Origin of the sequence: Empedobacter sp. R750 (assembly GCF_030324345.1) — a bacterium.
Lineage (GTDB): Bacteria > Bacteroidota > Bacteroidia > Flavobacteriales > Weeksellaceae > Empedobacter > Empedobacter falsenii_C.
On sequence record NZ_JACAGF010000009.1, the window covers coordinates 54,632 to 80,599 of the forward strand.

Annotated in this window: 20 protein-coding genes; 3 read left to right on the forward strand and 17 right to left on the reverse strand. The window is 32.8% G+C overall.

Features of this window, described 5'->3' with window-relative positions; translation table 11 throughout:
• Nucleotides 1-46: 46 nt before the first annotated feature.
• The 9 genes from HXZ74_RS10470 to HXZ74_RS10510 form a co-directional block, all read right to left on the reverse strand.
• Nucleotides 47-1,855 (reverse strand): DUF262 domain-containing protein, encoded by a 1,809-nt coding sequence (locus tag HXZ74_RS10470; protein WP_286475268.1) that lies wholly within the window; start codon nt 1,853-1,855, stop codon nt 47-49.
• Nucleotides 1,856-1,891: 36 nt separating this feature from the next.
• Nucleotides 1,892-5,551 (reverse strand): BREX-1 system adenine-specific DNA-methyltransferase PglX, encoded by a 3,660-nt coding sequence (pglX, locus tag HXZ74_RS10475; protein ID WP_286475271.1) that lies wholly within the window; start codon nt 5,549-5,551, stop codon nt 1,892-1,894.
• Between the two features lies 1 nt (nt 5,552).
• Nucleotides 5,553-7,901: a hypothetical protein gene (locus HXZ74_RS10480; RefSeq protein ID WP_286475273.1), complete on the reverse strand. Its 2,349-nt coding sequence runs from the start codon at nt 7,899-7,901 to the stop codon at nt 5,553-5,555.
• A 30-nt stretch (nt 7,902-7,931) separates the two neighbouring features.
• Nucleotides 7,932-9,074, reverse strand: coding sequence for a DUF6079 family protein (locus HXZ74_RS10485; protein WP_286475275.1), 1,143 nt, complete (start codon nt 9,072-9,074; stop codon nt 7,932-7,934).
• Nucleotides 9,075-9,083: 9 nt separating this feature from the next.
• Nucleotides 9,084-9,689 (reverse strand): BREX protein BrxB domain-containing protein, encoded by a 606-nt coding sequence (locus HXZ74_RS10490; RefSeq protein WP_286475277.1) that lies wholly within the window; start codon nt 9,687-9,689, stop codon nt 9,084-9,086.
• A complete protein-coding gene (locus tag HXZ74_RS10495; protein ID WP_286475279.1) occupies nt 9,689-10,279 on the reverse strand; it encodes a BrxA family protein in 591 nt (196 codons plus the stop codon). Before HXZ74_RS10495 ends, HXZ74_RS10490 begins: the two co-directional genes overlap by 1 nt.
• Nucleotides 10,269-10,478, reverse strand: a complete 210-nt coding sequence (locus HXZ74_RS10500) for a helix-turn-helix domain-containing protein (protein ID WP_286475281.1) — start codon at nt 10,476-10,478, stop codon at nt 10,269-10,271. Before HXZ74_RS10500 ends, HXZ74_RS10495 begins: the two co-directional genes overlap by 11 nt.
• 546 nt (nt 10,479-11,024) lie before the next feature.
• A complete protein-coding gene (locus tag HXZ74_RS10505) occupies nt 11,025-12,437 on the reverse strand; it encodes a hypothetical protein (RefSeq protein ID WP_286475283.1) in 1,413 nt (470 codons plus the stop codon).
• Between the two features lie 172 nt (nt 12,438-12,609).
• The gene (locus tag HXZ74_RS10510; protein WP_286475284.1) at nt 12,610-15,495 is read right to left on the reverse strand and encodes an alpha/beta hydrolase family protein; all 2,886 of its coding nucleotides are present in this window, start codon (nt 15,493-15,495) and stop codon (nt 12,610-12,612) included.
• Nucleotides 15,496-15,613: 118 nt separating this feature from the next.
• Between HXZ74_RS10510 and HXZ74_RS10515 the strand changes: the two genes are divergently transcribed.
• Together HXZ74_RS10515 and HXZ74_RS10520 are read left to right on the forward strand one after the other, a co-directional pair.
• Nucleotides 15,614-16,555 carry an MBL fold metallo-hydrolase gene (locus HXZ74_RS10515; RefSeq protein WP_280051594.1) on the forward strand — a complete coding sequence of 314 codons (942 nt, stop codon included), beginning with the start codon at nt 15,614-15,616 and terminating at the stop codon, nt 16,553-16,555.
• A gap of 150 nt (nt 16,556-16,705) precedes the next feature.
• Complete coding sequence (locus HXZ74_RS10520) at nt 16,706-17,140, forward strand: hypothetical protein (protein WP_286475287.1); 435 nt, start codon at nt 16,706-16,708, stop codon at nt 17,138-17,140.
• A gap of 137 nt (nt 17,141-17,277) precedes the next feature.
• On the opposite strand, the gene HXZ74_RS10525 is transcribed toward HXZ74_RS10520, so the two are convergent.
• The 6 genes from HXZ74_RS10525 to HXZ74_RS10550 form a co-directional block, all read right to left on the reverse strand.
• Nucleotides 17,278-18,090, reverse strand: a complete 813-nt coding sequence (locus HXZ74_RS10525; protein ID WP_280036054.1) for a purine-nucleoside phosphorylase — start codon at nt 18,088-18,090, stop codon at nt 17,278-17,280.
• Nucleotides 18,074-19,114: a tetraacyldisaccharide 4'-kinase gene (lpxK, locus tag HXZ74_RS10530; RefSeq protein WP_280062154.1), complete on the reverse strand. Its 1,041-nt coding sequence runs from the start codon at nt 19,112-19,114 to the stop codon at nt 18,074-18,076. The genes HXZ74_RS10525 and lpxK overlap by 17 nt, the downstream gene beginning before the upstream one ends.
• Nucleotides 19,115-19,235: 121 nt before the next feature.
• Entirely contained in the window at nt 19,236-19,853 is a 618-nt protein-coding gene (locus HXZ74_RS10535; protein ID WP_052217853.1) for a DUF4230 domain-containing protein, read from the reverse strand.
• Nucleotides 19,846-20,397, reverse strand: a complete 552-nt coding sequence (locus HXZ74_RS10540) for a TlpA family protein disulfide reductase (RefSeq protein WP_280051598.1) — start codon at nt 20,395-20,397, stop codon at nt 19,846-19,848. Before HXZ74_RS10540 ends, HXZ74_RS10535 begins: the two co-directional genes overlap by 8 nt.
• A 35-nt stretch (nt 20,398-20,432) precedes the next feature.
• Complete coding sequence (locus tag HXZ74_RS10545) at nt 20,433-21,590, reverse strand: M14 family zinc carboxypeptidase (protein ID WP_286475289.1); 1,158 nt, start codon at nt 21,588-21,590, stop codon at nt 20,433-20,435.
• Between the two features lie 155 nt (nt 21,591-21,745).
• A complete protein-coding gene (locus HXZ74_RS10550; protein WP_280062177.1) occupies nt 21,746-22,870 on the reverse strand; it encodes a GNAT family N-acetyltransferase in 1,125 nt (374 codons plus the stop codon).
• A 204-nt stretch (nt 22,871-23,074) separates the two neighbouring features.
• On the opposite strand from HXZ74_RS10550, the gene HXZ74_RS10555 reads away from it, so the two are divergent.
• A complete protein-coding gene (locus HXZ74_RS10555) occupies nt 23,075-23,764 on the forward strand; it encodes a zinc metallopeptidase (RefSeq protein WP_286475291.1) in 690 nt (229 codons plus the stop codon).
• 70 nt (nt 23,765-23,834) lie between these two features.
• On the opposite strand, the gene HXZ74_RS10560 is transcribed toward HXZ74_RS10555, so the two are convergent.
• Entirely contained in the window at nt 23,835-25,610 is a 1,776-nt protein-coding gene (locus tag HXZ74_RS10560) for an AMP-dependent synthetase/ligase (protein WP_280062158.1), read from the reverse strand.
• Nucleotides 25,611-25,731: 121 nt separating this feature from the next.
• On the reverse strand, nt 25,732-25,968 hold the full coding sequence (locus tag HXZ74_RS10565) for a DUF8828 family protein (RefSeq protein ID WP_038336082.1): 237 nt from the start codon (nt 25,966-25,968) through the stop codon (nt 25,732-25,734).

Below are 25,968 nucleotides of genomic sequence, written 5' to 3' on the forward strand. Positions count from 1 at the left end.
CCAAATAAAATTCAGTTTATGCGTTATATATTGTGCAATAATAATTTTAAAGAAGTATTTGCTCTAATCTAGTTATTAGCAAATCTTTTCTTTTATTATAGAAATTAATAAAATCTTTAAAATCGAACCCTATACTTTGATCAATGTAATTATCTTGACAATATTTTACAAGATCAGAGACATTTTTTGCGCCTTTTACATTACACCCATTTACCCAATCTATTAAAGATGTATCGTTTTTTGACGTATTACGACTTCCTTCTAACAATTGTAAATTAGGTATTGTATCTTTCAAAGCTAACCATTCCTCTTGTTCTGTCGGAGTTAGTGCTAATTTCCCAAAATTTTGCTGATTAAAACCTGCATTTGGATGTAAGTGATCTTGATGGAAATACACCTCTGCAAAACGAATATTTGGATAAAGTAATGATAAGATGTAAAATGAAGAATGTCCTAATTTATAATTCATAAAATCCTCAATATCCTCTTTATCTATTTTTAAAGATTTATTCGCCGCTAATTTGGTTGTCAACATGATATCTAAAGGGAATATATTATCTGTCAATGCATAAGTATCATTTGATGTTTTTTTCCTTAATACATTACGCAATGCTGTAATAATTTGATCCCCTTGACCACCGTACACATTCTTTAGATGTGCGTATATAAGATATTTACGAATATTCTCTTTACTTATTGCATTTTTTATATTTCCACCTTTTAGAATAAAATAGGCTACAACTATAATTGCATTATGTGAAGCTAGGGTTTCTTTCGTAAATCCGAAATCTATTAATAAATCAATGGTTTTATTTAAGGCGCTTTCTATCGCTGACCAATTATCTTTGATCAGTTGAACGTTTTCTGATTTAAACGAATTAACTTTAAATAAAACGGGCAAGTCACACAATACCAAACAAGCACGCATCAAGAAATCATTGTTGAATGTATAACCGTCGCCTTTTTGATTTAGATGCTGTTGAAATTTCTCAATAACATCTCGACCATCTTCCCAAGTTGCTACAATGGTAGAAAATAGTAAATCGGTCTTAGATAGAATCATTCCTCCACTGTTCACACGGATAAAGATTTCTAAAATATCCTCTAAATCATCATTTTTAATGTTGAAATAATTAATCAGCGGGTCATTCAGTCGTTTATGCAAATCGCGTAACCCTTTTTTAATGACACGTTTTTGCGCTTGGAAAGCATCAATCTGCGATTGCTCACTTAACTTTTGTATTAATTTATCGTATTGATCGTCTATATCTGGATCATCAGACCATCTTACAATATCACCTACTAAAAACCAAAAAACAGGCTCACCATCAGAATTTAAGGTTTGCTTAGCCTCTGATTCTGTCAAAAATCGGAACTCAAAATTAAATTCTCTATTGAATACTAACTCTCCGCTTGCATCCTCCATATATGGTAGATGTAATAAGTTTAAATACAGTTTGGTTTCTGGATAAGCATGGTCACTTTTACGTTTATAATTTTTTAGTTTAACCGCGTGTGTACCTTGTAATCCTAAATAAATTGAACTTAAACGTTGTTGCCCATCCAATACACCTATAATCTCTTCGTATAAAAAAGAACCATTTTTTCGTTTATTGAACGGATGACGTTCGTCGTAATTTTTTAGAAATTCATAAAATACGTAATCGTTCGCTTTTTCCTTTTTTAATGTCCAGAACAGAAATGATCCAATAGGATAATTACGCATGATGGAATCGAATAATTTCTCAATCTTCCATCGAGGCCATACAAACCTGCGCTGAATCGCAGGTAAGTACGCCTTATTGTGTTCTATATCGGTAACAATTTGTTTTATAGAAGTATTTTGATAACTCATATTTATAATTGATTAATGCTTTATATCAATAAACCTTTACTTAATCACCGCAACTACGCCTTCAAACTTTGCATAGTTGACCGAAACGCCATCGTCTAAATCGAATTTGATTTGCTGGTTGGTAACTTCTTTTAGCTTTTGTTCGTATTCTTTTAGCTCTGAAATTTGCTTGGCTAAATTTTCATACAACTTCAATTCTTGTTTGGTTAAGTTCGCTTCATTCGCATGCATTTCCTCGTACTTTCCTTTTACGTACTCGATGTGCGGATGCAAGTAGTTGCGTAAAATTTTCTGAACCGTGTAGGCATCCATACGGTGCATGTAGACTAACACACGGAAAGCCGATTTTTGTGGCGATTTTGGATTAGAACAGAACAACCAATAAATTGGTTTTTTCTTGTACATGGTACCCGAAATGTGGTACGCCCAAAACTGCTCTGTCATCCATTTTTCAACCTCCATGCCTAAACATTGGTTGATGAAGTTTAGGTTTTCGGTATGTGATGCATCGCCCCAAATGCGGTGGATGATATCATCTACACGTTTTACGGCATCGTCTGGGAAGGCACAAGCAGCACCCATGATCGGAATAATCGCATCTTCATCGATTTCCATTTGGAAAGGTAAAGCGATATTGTCTACTTGGTACGGTGCCAATTCTTCATCCGTTGGATTAGGGTGTGCAATATGCAAGCCTTTTTGCCCTAAACGGTAACGACCTAATAAAGTACCTATTAAATAGGAAATAAACTGCTGCATGACCACATTAGCCTGAATAGGTAATGCTACAGTTTCTCCCGCTCTGAAGGCAGGCTCTAAAGCTTCTAAATCGTCGGCTTTGAGCTCGTCTTGTAAGATGGTAATGTCTTTTAGCGCTACTTCTGGCGTTAGCTCGTCTTGTAAACCATAAATGTCTATAAAAATACGGTTGAGTTCTTCTTCGTTGGCATGCAATTGGAAGAAATCTTGGCTCACTGCTGCTACCCAAGCTTCATAGGCTTCTCCTAAATTGGTTTTGTTTTGACTAATTAATGGATTACCCTCAAAATCCCAAGAAGTTTCGCGAGAATCCCAGTCTTTTTTGGAGATGTAAATATTATTTTTTGAATAATCTTCTACATTAAGATCAGAAACTTCTAATATAGGTAACCTTATAATATCCCCAATATTTTTATTTAATGTAGGATTTAATTTATTTATAATATTTGTAATAATTTTTGAATTTAATATAGCTAAATGAATTTCTAGTTTTTCTGTTGGAAACATCATCATTCCAGCATCAGAAAATATAAAATCAGAATTATAATATCTAAATACTATCCCTAATTCACTTGAAGAAATTTTTGACCAACTTATACCTTCTTTAAAATAAAAATTCAAGTTTTGTGGCCTTGATCTTAGCTTTCCTTTTTCATCTTTGAAATTTTTAATTTCAAAACCATCATTTTCCCAATTTACTAAAAATGTGTTATTGCCATACCATTTACGAGCTTCTCCCCCCTTATTGTATGGAAACCATTTTGATTTTACCTTTTTATAGGAAACTTCATTCCAATCTCTTATAAATTTTTCATTATCTCCAGTTATTAAACCTTGTTTTGGTGGAAATTTCTCAGACAACAAATTCTCAGATTCATTTAACAGAAAATTTTCTTGTTCAGATAAACTATACGCAATCGGGCTACCTGGTATTTTATCAAAATTGGTTTGTGGGATGTTGGGGTAAAAAATACGATTTCCTACGGTAGTTCCTTCAACTGGAATTTCGCTTACACCTTCTTCATCTCTATAAAGATTAAAATCGTATTTGTAATCCACATTTCCTTTACTATACAAGAACAGCTTTTCGATATCCTCGTAGTAAATATGCTGAAAATTTCGTTCGTGCAATCTAAAATATGTACCAACGGGGTTTTGCTCTTTCTTCTTTAAAACTGAAAAAGCTACAGAACCAAAGTCAATACCAAAAATTCCTCTTCCCATATGTAAAAGAGAGTCAATTTGGTAATTCGCTAAATAATGCTGACGCATATTTTCAAACGTAGACAAGAATAACCAAGATGGTAAATTAATTAAGGCAAAACGAAAATTATCTTTGGTTAGATTCGGAATTACCTCCATAAAAACGGTCATCAAATCCGCCTTAGTCATCGGATATTGTGCATTTACATAATCCTTTAACTGCGCATTCATCGACTTTTGTCCCATATACGGCGGGTTAGCCACTACGGCAGCGTATTTTTTAGAAAGCACCAAGGCTACTTCGGTATAGTTTTTTAGTTTGTACCAAACGCCTGCCTCTTCAATATCTAGTGTTCCTTGTTTGTCTTTTTGGCTCCACGCATAATATTGAGCGATCAATACCTCACGTGCTGCATCGCTCAAGCTAATCTTTAAGGCTGAACCTATGTTTTTTCCTTCGCGTAAGGCTTCAAAAGCTTTATACACTTCCTGTACGTGTTGGTTTTGCGTAAACAGGGCCACTTCTTCCGAAGTAAAGCCTGCACTTTCTGGGAAAGCATAGATGTGCGGAATCACATCCAATGGGTTATTCATCAACACCACCGCTTGGCTGGCATCTACTTGCTGTAACTGCTGCGCTGCCTTTAGTAACACCGCAAAACGCGCCAATTGCATGGCACGATCGTCTATATCCAATCCAAACAAATTGTTTTTCAAAATGCTTTCGATGGCATTTTTAGCCGTGTAGCCTTGTTCGCGGTACATTTTGTACAACCACTCGAAGCCCGTTACCAAAATATGCCCCGATCCACAAGCCGGATCAATCAGCGTTAATTGTTCGATATCGTCAATTAAAGCGCCTTTACCTTCGGTTTCATTTTCCACCAAATACTTCATTTGGTCTTTTAAATCCGAATCCTCTTCAAAATCCAAATAGATTTTACCCACGGTATTTTCTACCATGTAGTTTACTATCCATTTTGGTGTAAAGATTTGAGTAGCGGCAGGAATATCTTCAGGACGTGCTTTTTTATTCGCTTTAAAACCTTTGAAGACCTCATCTTTTTTGTCGGAAATGTAAAACTGATACAACCAACCGATTAATTCCACTTCTTTAAAATCGGCAGCAGGTACTTGGTTCGTATCATTTAAGGCGTACAATACACCATTAGGCGCCAACAAATTTTGAGGAATCAATAATTCGGTATAATCGTTCACACGCCCAAACACCTGATTCAGCATCGGGTGTTTGTTGCAGTAATTGATTAAAAGAATAGCAAAGGCTTTTTCTTCGTCGCTATCTAATAAAGACTTTTGTAAATTCGCTTTTAAAGTAGGATGCGTTACCGTATGGTTCCCAGCTTTGGCATTTTGCAAAGCAATAGGAGTTTGTGCGCCATCGGCAAATTGTAAGAAAGGATCAATAAATCCATTTTCTTCCAATACTTTGATCGCTACCAAACGGTTGAACCAGGTATAAGCTGCCTCTTCGGCCACATCTTTAAAAGCATCTTTGTTTGCAGTAATCTTTTCTTTCAGGCGTTCCCATTTGGGCAAAACATTAGCATCGTTATATACTTCGCCACGATGAACGTATCCCCCTTGCGTTGCTGTCGGTTCATTTTCTACTTCTCCTTTTTGAGAAAAGCCCCAATATAATATTTGTTTGCCTACGGCATCCACTAACTGGATGCGCGCAGCTTTTGCAAACGATTTTAATGCGTTTGTATTCATGTTATTTTAAGAATATTTTACCGTTTTTACTTAATTCCACCATTAGCTTATTGCGTAGTTTTTCTACCAATGCATCCACCTGTTCTGGTGTTTCGATGGTATTACCCGCAATGATATCCGAAGAAACTTGAACGGTATGTATGGTTTTAGGTACATAGGTTTCCCCTTTTTCAGCCGCTACTTTTTTAGCACTTGCATCTTGTAAAACCTTTAGATTATCCAACTTAAAGTCAGTTGCTTTTAATTGGGAAATCTCCAGCTCGCTTACTTGTTTTGCTTTTTCAAGCTTCCCAATAATCGTTGCTCTATCTGCAATGATATGCGGCTCTGTAATGTTTAGCACTTGCTTTTTCGCATCCAATTCGTTAAAAATAGCTTCATACAATGCGATGACTTCTGCTTTTAACTCTGTTAAACGGTTTTCTAAAGCTTGTTTTATTTTTTTATTCGTTTTACGAATAATAGGGAAACTGTCGCCTGGTTGATCTTCCGTTTGGAAGTATTGAATCAAGTTTTGTAAATCGTCGGCAAGATCTACCTTTTCGATATTTTGTTTGTTATCGAAAACATAGTTTCTCATTTCGTTGTAGCTTTCAAAATTGCTATCCACAAACTCTTTGGTAGCAACATACACATCACGAAATGCTTTCAATTCCTTTTGCTTACTACTTACCAAATTCATCACTTTTTCTTCGCTACGCGTTTCGTAGATTTCTCTTAAGGCCGCATGGAAGTTATTGAAATGCTTTGCAAATGGATAACCTGCATATTCTTCTTTATACTGATTCGCTTCTTTCAAATAGACAGCAAGTGCATCTTTAAATTGCTTAACAAGCTCTGTTACTTCTGCAGAATTTGCAAAAGATAAGGTGATAAAAATATCTTTCACCGCATTTTTGAACTGTGTAACTTCCTCTTGATTGTAAGCCTTTAGATTTTTGATAATGATGGCCTCACGATCTCTGCTATTGATTGCTTTGGCATAAAAATCTTTTAGTTCTAACACTTCATTTTGGTATTCAATTTGACGGTGTTTTTTATGCGCTAGATTGAATACGATATGTAGGGTTGCTAAATCTTTCCAACCGTACGGCGCTTTTTCAAACATCTTTACCAATTCAGCTAATGAAACTTCATTGCCCAACATTTCAATTTTACTGTTGACTTCTTTTTCGGCAACATTTAATTCAAAATCCATTGTTGTTTGCATCAAGCTACGTTTAACCGCCTCTTGCAAATCGTTGTTGCTTTGGGCAAAATTTGCAGTCCACGCATGATTTTTATATAACGTTTGAATATGGTAGGTTACCATATCAGTGAAACGTTGCGCAGGATTGCTACTCGAAACATCAGATGCATCTACCACATTTTGATTCGAAATGAATGGCGTAGAGGCAAATAGTTTTTCAAAACGAATGATTAAATCTTTTAGTAATACTTCGTTACGTCCGTGAAACTCTTCAAGTGTTTTCGCGCGTGTACCTGTAGCTGATGCACGGTTATCTGATAAATATTGCGCTGTTTTGCAATACGTAAAAAAGTCTTTTTTGAAATCGTTTTGTTGATGGAACCACTGGTTGATGTTGATGCATAATTCATTTGATGCTACTGTCATAGCTAACTGATGGATATCAGCCGCCTCAAAAACCATGAACTTGATTTTAAAAGCATCTCCATTGACTAAGATTTTATCATCTATCGCTAATTCAGCCTTGATAGTTCTGTTTCCTAAGTTAATCGCAGCATCTGGTTTCACCACCTTTTTGATGATACTATCAAAAAAGTATGTTAAACGTGAATTGGATTTTACCTCTGCATCAGAAATGGCATTGGCTACTTTTATTCCTTCGTCATCTAGGAATTTATACTTCCCTTCCGATACTTGAATGATATTTTTATCTACAAGGATATCCAATACTTTCTGTACTTTTTCTTGTAGATTTATTTTAACCTCATTGACGTTGTTTAATAACAATAAAGTTAAGTTTTCTATGGTAGCAGGTAAATTTACACTTGTATCTTCGGTAAGATTCGAAATCATGAATAACACCTTAATCACACGGTCAGCGAAAGGTTTTAAGTCCCCATCGAACTGAATTTGTAATGCCTTATTCAGAATAGAATTAGCTGCATGTGTTAAGTTTTTACTGAATTGATCGTTAAAGAAATTATCAAAAGAGATAAAATACCCTAACTCGTTCAACTTTTGCTTTTCCGCTGTATAATGTGTAATCCCCAGAATTGCACGTTCGGTATTTTTTACTCCTTCACCCACATAACCAACTGTACTGAATGATTGGAATACATCAGAAATTAATCGGAATTGGTACGGAACAAATGGATAAGACAAATAAAAATCTTCGGCATTCTTGTAATTGTTTTACAAGTCGTGATCGAACACAAATTGATTTTCAATCGCTCCTTTGTTTTCTTTGAAGAATGGCACCAAAGCTTTCAGTCCTTCTTCATTTTTTTCCAAAATTCTTTTTTGTGTAATATAAGCAGCATCCTGAGAGTCTAAGGAGATCATGGTCTCAAAACGCCCCATGATTTTACCAAAATCTTCTGATTTTCTATCTGTGTTATTGACTAAATTCTTTAGATCCTGTTGCGCCGTACATACTATCCATACTTTGTTGCCTATTTTAGAACCTATTTCTTCTACAATGGTTTGAAGATTCAATAATAAATCTGTGTTGCCTCCAATATATTGAGACACCTCATCCATTAAGAAAATTAACTTATGATTATCTCCTTTTTGGCTTACATAGTCTTTCAATTCTTGGATCAACTCATCTATTCGATAATCTTGGTCTTCTTTGATGGCGTTTCGTAAAGCATCTTTATCGATGGTTTGGTCTAATTCAAATGCGATATCGATCACTTTTGCTAAACGCATACGAATAATGTCGCGAATTTTAGACTCGTGCCAATCTTCGCCAATTACTTCTTTAACTTTCTGTTTGAACGTTTTGAAAAGACCTTTTTGATCAAAGTGTTTTTCTATCAATAAAGCTACTGCAATGTTCGTGGTATTGTAACCACGTTTCGCATTTAACTGATTGAATAAAATACGCGTAATGGTATTGTTATTTTTTACCGTACCCGAAACAGCATCGACATTGAAGATGATTTCATTGACATCTGTCTTGTCTAAGCTATTTTGAATTAGTTGAACATTTGAAAGGGTTACCTCCGATAGATCATCCAACTTTAAGTCTGTCAATGCTTTTTTGAAACGATCAAAAGCAAATGCACGGGTTTCTTTATTTAAGCAATAAAATAGATATTTTATAAAGTGGGATTTACCACTCCCATAATAACCCGAAATCCAAACTCCAGTTTTTCCTTCTTTTTTATTCGTTATGGCATTTAAAAACTTGTATAGATTTTTGACAATATCTTGTGTGAAAACATACTCACCAATCTCTTGTTCAATTTTATTTTCTTCAAGTTCACTTACTACTACAGCCGGGTTGATATGGCGTGTAATATCTTTTTCATAAATATTTTGTAGAATCATAATTTACTATTATAGTAGTTGATTTAAATGGTTAGCTCTGTATAAATTATCATCATTGAATTCGCCAAACAATGAGTAATTTGCATGTTTAAAGTCTCCTGGATAGAAGACGATCAGTTTATGGTTTACCGCAGATTTTTCGATATTTTTCAAGAAATGTGAAACACGTAAATAAGGGAAAATAGTTCCAAATCCGTAGACCAAAAAATACACCTTATCACTTGATTTTTCTTTGAAATACAATGTGATTTTTTCTCTGATATAATCTAAAAATTCACTCTCTTCTTGTGCTTTTTCTTTGATGTATTCTAGCGCTTCTTCAGGATCTTCGTTTTCCAAATTGATGATTTCATCAATTAGAGATTGACCTGCAAAAGTTTGAGATTCAAGATAAGCAATAAACTCCTGGTAAATATTAATTACCAAACAATTTAGGCTGTTAGATGGACGTTTAAGCTGCTCGTTTAGAATGTTTATTTCCTCACGAATTTGATACTCATCTTTAGGGTCATAAGTGTATATATATACTGGAAAAAATAACAAGCCTGTATTGGGATCTTTAAATGCTTCGTCAGAAAGCAAATTAAAGATTCGTTCAATTCTATTTATTTCCATTATTCTGCTTCTTCTATACTAGGGTTTAAGATGCAAGGTAAAAACCAAGCATCTCCTTTTGTTTTCAATAACTCAACTAATTCATCAGAAATATGAACAGTAGACAACTTATCTTCTTTAAATACTCCTACATCTTTAAACATTTTCACTGCTACTTGCGATAATTTATAAAGCGAGTGTTCAGAAATCGAATTCAACTGTTCTTCAGATAATTTAGACGATAAGTAGTATTTAAAATCATACGTGCTTAGCTCATTATCGAAGTTTTTCCATTTGTTGAATACGACTTCTAGTGCGAATTCTGTAATGATGGAATAGGTTTTACAAATCGCTAAAAACAAGATTACTTTTTGATCTTGCTCCATGAATAGGGAAAATTTATTTAAATAATCAACATCTAAATTCTTTAATCGCTTATCTAATTCACTTTTTATTCTTTTACGTGAAGACTCTGCATTGGTTACTAAAACATCACTTTGTACAGAAAAATCATTTTTCAAATAATCTTCTTTATGATCAATCGCTTGTATGAAATGAAGAGATTCATTATACAAAAGCGCACCTGCTGTAAATGCTAAATTATATTTCATCTCTTTTTTCATCGTTATCAACTAATAAATCCTTTACACTCACATTAAGTATTTCAGCAATTTTGTACAAAGTCTCCAAACTAGGCTGATGCCTATTTTGTACATAACCATTAACCATATTAAAGCTTTTGCCTAACTTTTCAGCTAGCCAAGTCTGCTTTATTCCTTTTTCATCTATAACTTCCTTAATCCTATTCATTTAACTTTAGGTAATGATACAAGGTAAAAATAGTGAATTATTTAAGATAAAAAAAAATGAATTTTTCTGAATTATTAAAATTTCAATCAAAACATAAGAATAAGTTTGTATAAGTTTAATTTATTATAAAAATAATATTATAAATAATTTTTATAATAAAAATATTATACCTATATTTGCAGTTCAAATTTTAAGGTTAATAAAAATAATAGTCTTAAAACTATTATTAGAATAAACAAATGATCTTTTAAAAAGATCAAAAATAAATAGTCCTTATGTGAAAGCACATCATTAATTTTAAGATTTGAAAAGATGGCTGTTAATAAGCCCACTAAACAACCGTACAAGTTGAGTGACATACTTTACAGTAGTGATGTATGTGCAAAGCTTCGAATCAGCAAAAAGACACTCCAACGCTGGGAAAAGACAAAGGGTTTTCCGTTGAGAAGAAACAAACATACAAATATGAAAATGTACGTTGAGACTGAAGTTGTAGAGTGGTTGTTGAATGTCAAGAAGTAAAATAAAGGGGGCTATTATGCCCCCTTATTTGTATCTGAAAAATTCTGAATCCAAATCCTTTGTTGCGTCGAAAAACTCTATTGCTCTATCTATTTCGCTTCTTTTGTCATACAAGCTGAATGCACTATTATCTGACATCGCTTTATGTGTCATCATTTGTACTTTATTACGGTCAACCCTAAGATTTAAAAGGTTGGTAATAAAGCTCGCGCGACAAACATGACTACTTGCAACTTGTGTCATTTTCTTTACTTCATTAACTTTTCCTACACCATAAATAGTACGTTCAAGAGTTACTTTATCATTTACTTTCATTTCCGTTAATAATGCTCTTATCTGCCTTGTTATAGTGGTCACACTTTCATATTTAGGAAATTCTCCTAGTCGATCATAAACCTCAAGGGCTGGTTTCATTAGAGGACTTAATAACTTTATACCAGTTTTATTTGATATATTTTTAACACCAAAAAATTCTACACCAGATGGAGTTGTGATTGGTTGAGGTTGTTGACCATGCAACAACGAAACACTCTGGTGACGCATACCAGTTGTACTTGCTAACATAATATAATCCTTTGCGTGTTGTGTTGGCTTAGTTAATGCTTGATGATTATATATTTTATATAAAAGATCTTCATCAAAATAGAAGTCCTTTGAACCTTTACACGCACCTATGACAAGTCGTTTATCGTCAAGATGTAATGTTGGATGAAGATGATAACCTCTTATGCGAGCTTCACCAAGCATATATTTTAAACGACTCGTAAAAGTATTAAGAGTATTTAAAGAATATCCTTCTTCATTTGTTATACGACTCTTACTTTTTTGGTGATTTACTTTTAATTTTATTTGACCTATTGCTATTTTATTAAGAATATCAATCATTGAGACAAAGACATCATAACTAAGCTCATGTACATATATTTTTTTTTCAATAAATTCTTGATAATTTTTGACGTGAGTGTTTACTTGAATGTATTTTCTCATTGACGAGTCAGCTAACTTTTTCTGTCCTTTTCTTACCAACTCTTTCGACTCTTCAATATAATCCTCTATAAAATCAGTAACCAAAATTTCGTCTGATTTTTTATCAACAACTTTTTTTTCTCTCCCAAGATTTTCGAGTAATTTTTGTTTAAAAAGTTCTAAATCTGCCCCTATTTCTACCCCCAAAAAATACATTAAAGTCTTATCAACTGCTCTCTCAAAATCCTCTAAAACCCTCTTAAACACAAGGACTTCTGGTTTTTTAGAATTTTTTATGTGTTGCGAGTTGAAACTATAATTCTCAGATTTTAATCCGAAATCATTAGGGTTTATTGACTTTCCTATACTTATTTTAAGTCGTGCATTTGGAATATTGAACACACCAGTGATGTATGCGTACACTGGTTGATGTTTAGAAGTGTCCTTACTTTTTAACTGATAGTTAATCATATAGTTATATATTTTAAAATTATTTATTAAACAAAAATACCCCCAAATCTCGAGGTGAGAAATAGGGGTACTTTTAATGACTCAAAGTGTTTTTTAATGTCTTTTATTGTCTCTTAATATCTTATTAATAAAATAATTCAACTAAATGACTTATAATATATTATGTTGACTATTAATCATTTACCGACTCCAATTCGAAGCCCCAATCAATACCTTTATTAATTGCAGAAACTCCTTCTGTCATCCATTTTGGAGCAGGTTTATCTTTAAGATAATGATCAAAAAACTGAACTTGACGTTGCTGAATATCATTTTTATTCGCACGTTTTATCAAGTTATGATCATCACCATTATAATTCAACATCCAAACTGGTTTTCCTAAACGACGCAACGCCATAAACATCTCAATTCCTTGGTACCAAGGAACAGCACCATCTTCGTCGTTATGCATGATTACAACTGGCGTCGTAACTTTTGGCATATTGAACAAAGGCGAATTTTCGATATATAATTCTGGCGCTTCCCACAACGTTTTACCTATTCTACTTTGTGTTTGCTCGTACTGAAATTGACGACTCATACCCGTTCCCCAACGAATTCCACCATAAGCAGAAGTCATATTCACAACAGGCGCACCCGTCCAAGCCGCAGCATACATATTGGTTGCAGTAATCAAATGTGCTACTTGATATCCTCCCCAACTTTGCCCTTGTATAGCGATTTTACTTCCATTTACCCACGTATTTTTCTTCAATGCTTCTACTCCAGAATTGATATAATCTTCAGCAGATTTCCCAGGATGACCAATCGTGTACGAAATATCCGGAGTAAATACAATGTAATCGTTACTTACAAAATATGTATGATTGATACGAGAAGGTGTTGGCGCAGGCGCTTGATAACGATTCAAATTATCCGAAAGTTTTTCGTAGAAGTAAACAATCATTGGATATTTTTTATTTGGATCAAAATTCTCTGGTTTGTACACAACTCCAGTTGCATCTTTACCCGAGTACGTTTTCCACGTTACCAATTCACCATTCCCCCACAAATAATCTTTTTGTTGCGGATTGATTGCAGATATCTTTTTTTCATCTTTAAAATTCGTTGAAACATATACATCAGGCGAATTTCGGAACGATTCTTTTGTATAAATAAATTCGTTCGCATTCAACGCTTTTGTCATTTTTTGTGCTCCCCAAGTATTCGACATCACAACTTCTTCAGGATTTTTTGCTTTCGAAATGATAGTTTGATAAACTCCAGATTGTTTATTCTGATTATTAAAAGCACCTAAATAAACTAAATTATCACGGTTAAGTGTTTTAATATCATCATTTAATTGATTGATATCAAACGTAATATTATGTTTACGACCAAAACCATTTGTCATATTTTCAGGACGACGATTTCCAACCAAATCAAACTCCCAAATATCATAACGATCTTTGATTAAAACCGTTTCATCATTATCCGTAAAATAAGCAACACCGTATTCTTGCGCTAAAGTTGGCGAATCATTTTCTTCGTCATAGAATTTCACTTTTAGCTTTTTATTCAGAACTTTTTTTTCCTTTGTTTCGATATTATAGCTCGACCACAAACCATTTTCGGCATTATAAAAAACAGCAAATTTTCCGTTCGGCGACATCTCTACTCTTCCAGCCAAAGCTTTTGCAAATAACTCGCGTTGTCCCGTTTTCGTATTAATGATATAATAATCTTTACGACCTGTTACATCCCAATTAGAGCTTAATCGATAGGCATTATCAGAAGTTCCTAAAGCAAAGTTTGAATTTCCTTCGTTCAAAATTTCGACTTGATTCATATCCAAATCCGCTAATTGTGTCACTTTTACAGGATTCGATAAATCAATCACTGATAAATACGAACGCTTTTTTTCACGCTCAAGATTCTTTAATTGTTGTGGTTGAATAAAATCATCTTTGTAACTCCAAACATCCACTTTTGCATAATCATCAGCGATTAAAGTTGTGTCTTTTTCTGCTAATTTAGGCATCAAACCAATGAACAAAGAATTTCCATCTTTACTAAATTTTGGTTGACGATTTTCTGAAACTTGCCAATCTTTTTTCAATCCTAACAATTCAGATTTCTTGATTTGTTGCGGATTATTTGTTGCAGAATAATATAAATAATATGTTTTATTTTCCTTTTTCTCTTCGTCAGAAGTTCCAACAAAAGCAACTTTATTTGCTAATTCATCAAACGCAAATTGTTTGAAATCTCCAATTGTATCAACCAATTGTTTTTGAGCAAAAGTTACTGTATTTACCAAGAAAACACCATATTTAGTTTTATCTAAACTGTCTTTTTTCTCTTGTTTTGTCGAAAAAATTAATTGTTTACCATTTTCGCTAAACTCATAATTCATTACATTTTTGAAAGATTTTTTCTGACCAGAAATCAAATTTCTCAACACCAATTCTAACGGCGTATCTTTTTTATCTTTACCCGCTGGTTTTGAAGGTTTATCTTTCGTTTTTGTAGAATCTGACTTGTCTTTTTTATCATTCTTCGCTTCTTCTTTTTCTAATAAATAAGCCAAAAAAGAACCTCCTTTTTTCGGTGTTTTGAATGATTTTATATTTGGTAATTTCTCAACTTGATTTGTTGCTAGATTTAATATTCCGATTGAATCTTTTGCAATTTCATGTTCTTTCTTTTTCTTAATTCGAACCAATTTCAAATCTTTATAAAAAGGTCGAATTTTAAAAACGGCAAATTTAGAATCTGCTGTAAAAACACTTTGTTCACCACGATGAAAACTTAGATTTTTATCCGTTTTCAAACCAAAAAAGTTCAATGTATTATCACTTTCTTGTGCATTGACTTGATAAGCAACCCACGAACCATTATTCGATAATTCTTTCATTCCAATTGATTGCCATTCATCAAAAACAGTCAAATCTAATGGTTTCTTTTGCGCATCAACATTTGTTGCCAATAAAGCGATTGCCGCAGCATACATTGCTTTTTTTGTCATCAGTTGAGTCGCATAATTTTTCAATATTTTAGTAGATAATTTCGATTTCATTCTAACTAATTTTATGCGTTAATTTTATAGAAGTGTGAAAATACTAAAGTTTTTACAAACTATGAGGATATTTTAGTTTAATAATACTTTCGGTTGTATTTTTGTTAAAATTCTTTTTATGAAAAAATATCTATTAAGTATTGGATTTGGAATTTCGATGATTGCCTCAGCACAAAATATTCAGGTTGTTCCACTTGGAGTTTATGGTGGTAGCAACGAGAGTAATCTTTCTTCTTATTTGATTGGTGAAGAAACGACAAATAGCTATTTGGCGTTGGATGCAGGGACAATTCTTTCTGGAATCAATAAAGCAATAGAGAAAGGTACTTTTGAAGAACAAAATAGTAAAGTTCTGAAAAATTATATCAAAGGATATTTTATTTCTCATGGACATTTGGATCATCTTTCAGGCATGATTATTAATTCTCCAGAAGATGCAAACAAGCCTATTTATGGTATTTCTGAAACAATTTCAGTTTTAAAAAATAAATATTTTACTAATGATGCTTGGGCAAATTTTGCCAATGAAGGCGAATCGCCAATTTTGAATAAATATTACTACAAATATGCAGAAATAGGAACACCTTTCACAATAGAAGGAACTAATTTTACAGGAACAATTTACGAATTGAGTCATGTAAATCCTTTGAAGAGTTCGGCAATATTAGTTGAAAATGGTTCAAGTGCAGTCTTATATTTTGGTGATACAGGAGCAGATCGTATCGAAGGAACTAAAAATTTAACAACTATTTGGAAAGCAATTGCGCCTAAAATTAAATCAGGTAAACTGAAAACAATGATGTTAGAAGTTTCTTTTCCTAATTCTCAACCTGAAAAATTATTATTTGGTCATTTAACACCAAAATTGATGAACGAAGAATTAGGTGAATTAGCGAAAGAAGTTGGAAAAAGTAAGTTGAAAGGTTTTACAATCATCGTTACTCATATCAAACCAAAAGATGATTATGAGCAAAAAATTAAAGACGAATTGTTAAAAGATAATCCATATAACATCAATTATATTTTCCCTCAACAAGGTGAAAGAATAATTCTTAAATAAATAATAATTACGAATTTATCATTTAAAGACAAGATAATTTTTAACCATTTTATTTTAGTCGGTCAATTTTTATCATTTTGATAAATTAGCGCTATTGATTTTTCATTAATTCGTGTGGCTATTCTACATTTGAATAAACCATAAGAAAAAATGACCGCGCAAATAGGAGAAATTTTATTAATCGACAACCAACAATATATTATAGCCGAACAACCATTACATCATTATTTTAGAAAATTAAATCATCCACCTTATTTTACTCCGCCTTCGCCAACATGCTGGAGAGGATATTATGGGAAATGGGAATTGAGAAATGACGAATTGTTTTTAATTAATTTCAGAGGATATTTGGATGGTTTGGATGAAGTTGAATTGAATTATTTATTTCCAAAAAGAGAAGAAGTTTTTGCGAGCTGGTATTCTGGAATTATTAAAATTCCTCAAGGAAAATTATTACAATTTAATCAATTAACACATACATCAATTTATGAAGAAGATTTGATGTTGTGTTTTGAAAATGGAAAACTAATCGATTATATCGTTCATAGCAATTGCACAAATTCTGAACGAGAAGTTGAGATCTAATCAATCGAACGCTTCAAAGCTTGTCGGTGAATTCGTCTTGTTATTTGACCTTATTATTCTTTCGAATTCACCGATTTTTATAAAATAAAAAAAACCAACTTTTCAGTTGGTTTTTTCTTTTATCATCAAATCAAAAATTAACAATTTTCGATTACGCTTTTTACCACGCGAATTACATTTGGCATTGCTGTGTTTGCTGCATTTAATACATCTTCGTGCGAAACATCAAATGAAATTTCTGGTCCTCCTAAATCTGTAATAATAGATAAACAGAAAACGCGCATATCCATGTGACGAGCAACAATAACTTCAGGAACTGTACTCATACCAACACAATCTCCACCAATAAAACGAACCAATCCGTATTCAGATGGCGTTTCGAAAGTTGGTCCTTGTAATCCTACATAAACTCCTTGATGAACCAAAATATCATTTGCTTTTGCAAATTCTGCCGCTTCATTCAACATCTCTCTGTCATATGCTTTTGACATATCCACAAAACGAGGTCCTAATTCGTCGATATTTTTTCCACGTAAAGGATGTTCTGGCATCATATTGATATGATCTTTTACCAAACAAATATCTCCAACTTGGAAATTTGGATTAACACCTCCAGAAGCATTCGATAAAACAACTTTCTTAATTCCTAATCCATTGAAAACACGCATTGGGAACGTTACTTCTTCCATCGAATATCCTTCGTAATAATGAAAACGACCAGCCATCATCAAAACTTTTTTACCTAAAATAGTTCCGTATACTAAATGACCTTTGTGCCCTTCTACTGTTACTTGAGGAAAGTTTGGTATATCTTTGTAGCTAATAACAACTTTATTTTCTACTTCGTCTTCTAATTTTCCTAATCCAGACCCTAACACAATTACAAATTCTGGTTGATCTGGCAATAAATTATTGATGTACTTTACAGCCTCATTAATTCTGTCCAACATACTCTAAAATAGTTTGATTAAATTTTTCTTTATCGTTAATATCGATACTAATCGGAATGTAGTATAAATCGTCTTTTATCATGGATTCTTCCATCAAACGCATATAATCTTTCTCTGTTGTCATGATAATTTTATCAAAACGCTTTCTACCTTCCGTATCTTCGTATCGTTTGTAAATATACTCAATTTCTGATTGACTAAAATTATGATGATCTGGATATTCTAAATGCAAGACATTTGCAAAATTTTCTTCCGCAAATTTTACCAAACCATCTGTTTTAGCAATTCCTGTAACCAAAATAACATTCAGATTTTTCCAAGTTGATTTTTCAACATTATCCAATTTTCCAATCAATTTGTTGTCATAAACAATTTTCGAGAAAAATAATTGCTGATGAGATCTTAACTTAATCTTTTTCGAAATTTCTTTGTGCTTTTCCTCCGAAATTCTGTCTGGACATTTTGTTACAATAATAATATCTGCACGACGAACTCCACTTCTACTCTCTCTCAAATCACCTGCTGGCAATAAAAAATCTTTGTAATATGGATTATTGTAATCTGTTAACAAAATATTGAAACCAGCTTTTATTCCACGATGTTGATACGCATCATCTAACAAAATTGCTTCTGCATTGTAATGATCAATTAATTTTTGAGCTCCAAAAGCTCTGTCTTCGCAAACTGCAATCAAAATTCTGTTCTTGAAACGTTGAAAAAACTGCATTGGTTCATCTCCAATATCATAAACTTTGGATGAATAGTTTGCAATCAAAAAACCTTTTGTTTTTCGTCCATATCCTCTACTCAATGTTGCAATTAATTTTTCGTCTTTCAACAAATCAATTAAATACATAATATGAGGTGACTTTCCCGTTCCGCCAACAGACAGGTTTCCAACATTAATAATTGGAATTTTGAATGATGATGAACGCATCATTCCTATATTGTAAAACAGATTTCGAACCGAAGTTCCAATCCAATATAAACCAGAAAATGGAAGTAAAAATCTACGCCAATTCATTTTTATTTTTAATATTAAGCGAAAATACTATTTTCAATTTTAATTCTAAAGAAAGAAACACTTCATTTCTTTATTCAGCGAAAAAAAACCTATTCTATCGGAACAGGTTTTTAATTATTTATTAATCGTATAATTTATTCAATTCGTTGGCGTAACTCGTTTTATCCTCTATCTTCCAACCGTAGGTTTTGGCAAGGAAATACAAATCGCCAAGATTTTGAATTAATTGTTGATGTGCTTCTTGTTTTAGTTTGGTTTGATCAACGGTTTTTTCTACATGCTCCACAGCACGTTTCTTAATTCCGTTCAAATCATCTTTACTAAATTTATTAAAAACACTTTGATCCATATCATAAAAACTAACATCTGGATACACTTGGATTTCAACTGGAGGAATAGATTTGATGATAATTTTTTTGTTCACCGAATCCAATTCAATATCCATTTTTTTCAAATCATACGTTGCTTGTGCTTTGGCTTTCACCAAAAGTGTCACCTTTTTATCCGCAGAAAAAATATCAGTTAAACCTGGCAACGATTTCTTTGACGTGTGATTGTATAAATCTGAATATGTTTGTTCTGCAACAATCATTTTATTCATTCGTTCGATTTGATACGCAATTACATGAGATTGTTCGGTATAACTTTCAGATTTGAATTTGTCCATGATGAAATACGTTATCATCACACCAAAAATGAAGGCTACAACGACAAGAATTATTTTCTTTAAATTATTCATTTGCATAATTTGGAGTCAATGGCGTACCATTCACAATCTGTGCCAAATCTTCTTCTAAATAGCCCGAAACTGGAGATTCTACAATTCTACCAACTTCTTCTTTTTTATTATTATATACGATAATTGTCGGAACGTGCGTCACATTTTTATTGATTTCTTCTCCGTTGAAGCTTTTCTTTTGACGGTTTACACCAATCACTTTCAAACGATTTTGAGGAAATTTAATATCATCTAAAATTTTGTACAAACGCGGCAATTCACGACGAGAATCTGGACACCAAGTTCCTACAAAAACTTCCAAACGATAATTGCGTAAATCTTTTAAACCTTTCAATTTACTTTTTTCAACTTCGTACGTTTCATATTCGTGGTGGTACCAATCCTTAAAATCATCTTCTTCCAACGCTTTTCTTGTAAATTCTCCCGTCAACATTTTCTTCCCATTTTCAGCTGTAATCGTACGATTCAACACTTTATTTTGAGCAAACGATTGTGTAGAAAAACCCAACATTGCCACAAGTGCAATTGCCAATATTTTTTTCATTGTATTTTTAGTTTATAGGTTAAATGTATAAATAATTATGAAATGATTTGACCATTTTCAACTTTAATTGAGCCAATATCGAAAGTCGCTAATTGATTCAATAAAGGATAATTTTTGGTCGTTCCTTTATAAACTTGTTTTTCAGCATCAATTTCGAGATGACCAATAAATTTTCGTAAATCACCAATCTCAATAATTTTTGCGATTTGCTCTACCGAATTATTTTCTTCGTTGTATTCATCTTCAAAATAAATTCCCAAATCGACAACTGAAGAGTTTTCTCCATTTTGAATTTTAACATTATGAATAACAATATCCAAATACTTTTGTCCATTTTGAGGAATCGATAAATATTCATCAAACGGAAAATTTTCTTGCGTAGCTAACGCATTCAATCCCCCTAAAATAGCCAATGCATTGTATTTTCTTGTTGTATTTCGTTGATAATCATTCGGAAAATGTCCCGCTTCAAACAATACACAAGGATAACCCATTTTTGTAAAATTATCTCCAGTTGACATCGGATAAAACTCTGATGTATAACGACCTACATGACCAGAAATCACTTTTTGTAATTCAGTATTCATTGCCTGAATAATTCCCATCGTTTTTTCACGAACTTCGTTCACATCTTCTTCAACATTATAAGAAGGCGCTAAAAATGATAAAGTCGCTGGTTTAGCGGTTTGTCCAACATTGAAAATCGTACGTTGATCATGCAAATTGAATAAGGTTTGATAATTTCCTTTTTCCACTTGATCTAACAAAACATGAATTTCTGTTGATTCTTTTGCTAAAAAATCACGGTTAATGTCAATTCCAACCGCATTTCTACGTGTATTAACATTTGCACCATCAGGGTTTAGCATCGGAATAAAATCAATCGTCAATTGAGATAAAATGGTTTGAGCTAATTCAGATTTTTGTTCAAAAAAATTAATTACATCAAACATTGCACGCGTTCCAGAAGATTCGTTTCCGTGCATTTGAGACCAAATCAATAAACGTTTTTCTCCAGTTCCGAAACTTAATTTATAAATTTCGTTTCCTAAAAAAGATGTTCCAATTTGTTCTTTTTGAGTTGATTTTAATGAAAAATAGTAATTTAAAGCTTCAAAATTTAACCATTTCGAATCAAAACCTTCTTGTCTGAAAATTGAATATTCTTTCTCTAATTGATGAATATCAAACATATTTTTTACGTTATACGTTTATAAGTTCTATGCTATAAATTTTTAGAAAATATAATTCATCTTAATTCTCGATACAATTTTTAGAAATAATCTTTCTAAAAATCACTCGAATTGACAAATTTTAATTCAAAATATATAACATTATTATTTATATTTTACTGAATTGATTTCTTGAAAGTTTTACGACGTTTGTGGTTTACAGGATCATAAGCTTTCCACAAAACTTGAATACTTTCGTTGTCCGCTAGTTCAGGATTTGTTTCCAAAAATTTGATCCCGTTGTTTCTAAACGTATCAAACATTGCATTAAAAATCAATGCTGTAACTCCCTTTCCTTGAAATTTCGGATCAATTCCAATCAAATAAAATTGAGCAGAATCATTATTTTTACTTGCTCTCATCAAATGCCACCAACCAAAAGGAAAAATTTTACCTTTCGCTTTTTGCATCGCTTTCGAGTAAGAAGGCATCGTAATAGCAAACGAAACCATTTTTCCGTCTTCATCAACAATACAGTTTACAAAATCTGGATTAATAAACGGAATATATTTCTTTTTGTAATATTCAATTTGATAATCCGCAATTGGTACATAAGTAGCCAATTCGCTGTAAGTTTTATCTAACAAATCGAACATCTCGTCAACATACGGAATAATCTCTGAAGTTTTTGTAAACTTCAATTCTCGTAATTTGTAACGTTCTCGAATAATTTTATTGAATTTGATAACTTTTTCTGGTAATTCTGTTGGTGCAGGCAATTCATATTCCACCCACTCATTCGCCGTTTCAAAACCTAACGATTCTAAGTGTTGCGCATAGTACGGAAAATTATATAAACCAACCATTGTAGCCAATTTATCAAATCCAAAAGTTAGCAAACCTGCCTTTTCCAAATTCGAAAAACCAACTGGGCCTTCTATATATTCTAATTGATTTTCTTTACCTATTTCCGCTACTTTTGCTAAAAGTGCTTTTGTAACGTCAATATCATCAATCATATCAAACCAACCGAAACGCATTTTACGTTTTTGTTGATTATTGACTTCTTGCCAATTGATAATTGCCGCAACACGCCCCACAATCTTCCCTTCTTTTTCGGCAAGAAAATAACGCGCTTCTGCATCTTTAAAAACAGGATTTTTAGAAACATCTAGTGTTTCCTTCTCCTCATTAATAAAGGGCGGAACGTAATATTGATTATCCTTATACAAATTCATCGGAAACTTAATAAATGCTTCCAAATCATGTTTTGATTGTACTTCTTTTATGCGAATACTCATAGCTGGCAAAGGTAATAAGTTTTGTAATTTCAATTCAAAAATTTTTGAGCAAAATGTCAGCTTTTGTTCATTTTTTACATGATTTAATACAGAACTCTGCCAAAAAACCAACTTTTCTGCTATTTTTGTCTCTATTCACTTATTGGAATACTTTTTGAATTTTGAATGAATATTAAAATTGATTAAAAAATAAAATAGAAATAGATGACAGGTTATTACATTATTATTGGACTGTTTATGTTGATTAGCTGGTTTGTTAGCAACCAATTACAACGTAAATTTAAGTATTATTCGAAAGTACATTTGGCAAATGGAATGTCAGGAAAAGAGATTGCAGAAAAAATGCTTTCTGACAATAACATTCATGATGTACGTGTTATCTCTACTCCTGGACAATTAACAGATCATTACAATCCTGCTGATAAAACGGTAAACTTATCGGAAGTTGTTTACCACGAACGAAATGCGGCAGCAGCGGCTGTTGCAGCGCACGAATGTGGTCACGCAGTACAACATGCGGTTGGTTATAATATGTTGCAATTACGCTCAAAAATGGTTCCGATGGTAAACGTTGCATCGCGCTTAAATCAATGGATTTTAATGTTAGGATTAGTCGTGATGGCTTCATCTAAAAATGCAACTTTGCTGTGGATTGGTATTTTCTTATTTGCGGTAACAACTGTTTTTGCTTTTGTTACTTTACCAGTTGAATACGATGCTTCGAACCGTGCGTTAGCTTGGTTAAAAGGAAACAACATGGTGATGCCAAACGAATATGAAGGTGCAAAAGATTCATTAAAATGGGCTGCAAGAACTTATGTAGTCGCAGCGATTGGTTCGTTAGCTCAACTACTTTATTTTGTCATGATGGCAATGGGCGGACGACGAGATTAAAACTTGATTATTATAAAATTAAAAAATCCCTTCAAAACATTTTGAAGGGATTTTTTAATTTCTTTTTTATTTACTTTTTATCGTATAATTTATTGTATAAATCTTGATATTTAGCTAGCACATTTTTACGTTTCAATTTTAATGTTGGCGTTAATAATCCATCATCAATGGTCCATTCATCAGGCGTTAATTCGAACTTTTTGATTTGTTCCCAATGACCTAAACCTTGATTCATTTTTTCAATTTCACGACCAATAATATCTAAAATTGCTGGTTCTTTAATCAAATCTGCATTTGTAGCAGGCTCAGCAATTCCTTTGATACGTAAATAATCTTTCAACACTTGGAAATTAGGTTGAATAATCGCACAAGGCATTTTCTCTCCTTCTCCAACAACCATTACTTGCTCAATAAAACGAGATTGTTTGAATTTATTTTCGATGATTTGCGGCGCAATATATTTACCTCCAGAAGTTTTGAACATTTCTTTTTTACGATCAGTAATTTTAAGTAAACCTCTTTCAAGAACTCCAATATCACCCGTTTTGAAATAACCATCTGGCGTGAATGCTTCAGCAGTTTTTTCAGGATCTTTGTAATAACCTTGTGTAACGTTAGGACCTTTGACTAAAATCTCTCCGTCTTCTGCAATTTTAACCTCGATTCCTTTTAATGGAGCACCAACAGTTCCGATTCCAAAACCGTCTTTCTTCATACAATTCACCGAAATTACGGGAGAAGTTTCTGTCAAACCATAACCTTCTAAAATAGGAATTCCAGCACCCCAGAAAATATGATTCAAACGTGCTGCTAAAGGCGCAGATCCCGAAACCATACATACTAAATTACCACCAACTCCTTCTTTCCATTTACTGAAAACCAAACTTTTCGCAATTGAATGTTTCAAACCAAATAATCCACCTTTTGGATTGTAAGGATCGTAATCTTCAACAAGGCTTAAAGCCCACATAAAAATTTTCGTTTTAAGACCTCCTGCAGAAGCACCTGTATTGTAAATTTTATCGTAAACTTTTTCTACTAATCGTGGTACAACCGTCATTACATGCGGTTTCACCTCTTTCATATTATCTCCTAATTTATCAATGCTTTCTGCATACCAAATTCCTATACTCAAATGTTGATACAAATAAATCAACATACGTTCGAAAACGTGATTAATCGGAAGAAAACTCAATGCAATCGCATGATTTGGAAAATCTGGAATGCGATCAACGGACATTAAAACATCAGAAACGATATTTTCGTGCGTTAATACAACACCTTTCGGACGACCTGTTGTTCCAGAAGTATAAATCAAAGTCGCCATATCAGATGGTTTTATCATCTCTTTGATACTATCCACTTCATGTTGCGTTGAATTATCTTCACCCAAATCTAAAATTTCTTTATAATTTGGAACTCCAGCAATTTCATCAAAACTATAAATACCAACCAATGTTGACACTTTATCTTTTACGGCTGCAACCGTATCATATAAACCTTTATCAGAAACAATGATAAATTTACATTCAGCATTGTTTAAGATATAATCAAAATCGTCTTCGGAAAGTGTTGGATATAATGGAACGGAAATCGCTCCAACTTGCTGAATACCGATATCACAGATGTTCCATTCGGTACGATTAGTTGAAGTGACTATTGCAATTTTATCTTGTGGCTTGATTCCTAATTGTAATAATCCTCGACTAAATGCATTTGCTTTGGCAACGTATTCTTGCGTAGATGTTTTCACCCAAGTTCCGTTCACCTTAGACACCAATGCATCTTCTCGAGGATTATTTTCTAATTGATTTTGTGGAAAATCAAATAATCTTTTTATTTCCATGGTTTTGAATAATTTTCTTAGTTGCAAAATACTAATAAAAAAATTATAATGCAAGCATATAAAATTATTTTAGTGTAAATCTTACACCAATAAAAACATGGAAATTTTATTAATTTAAGACTTATTCTTCGTCATCTAACAAAGACATTTCTTGATCATAAAAATCTAAAGCGTCTTCGATTAAATTAGCAATTTCAGTATTAAATTCTTCGTTATCTTCTTCTTCAGAAATATCTTCAAACCACTCGATATCGTCAGTTTCTACGTCTAATAAAAAACGAGGATAATCTGTATGTAAAATAAAGATTTTGTCTGGCATTGTAGAGTTATCAGCCAATAAAAATTTTGGTAATTCCAT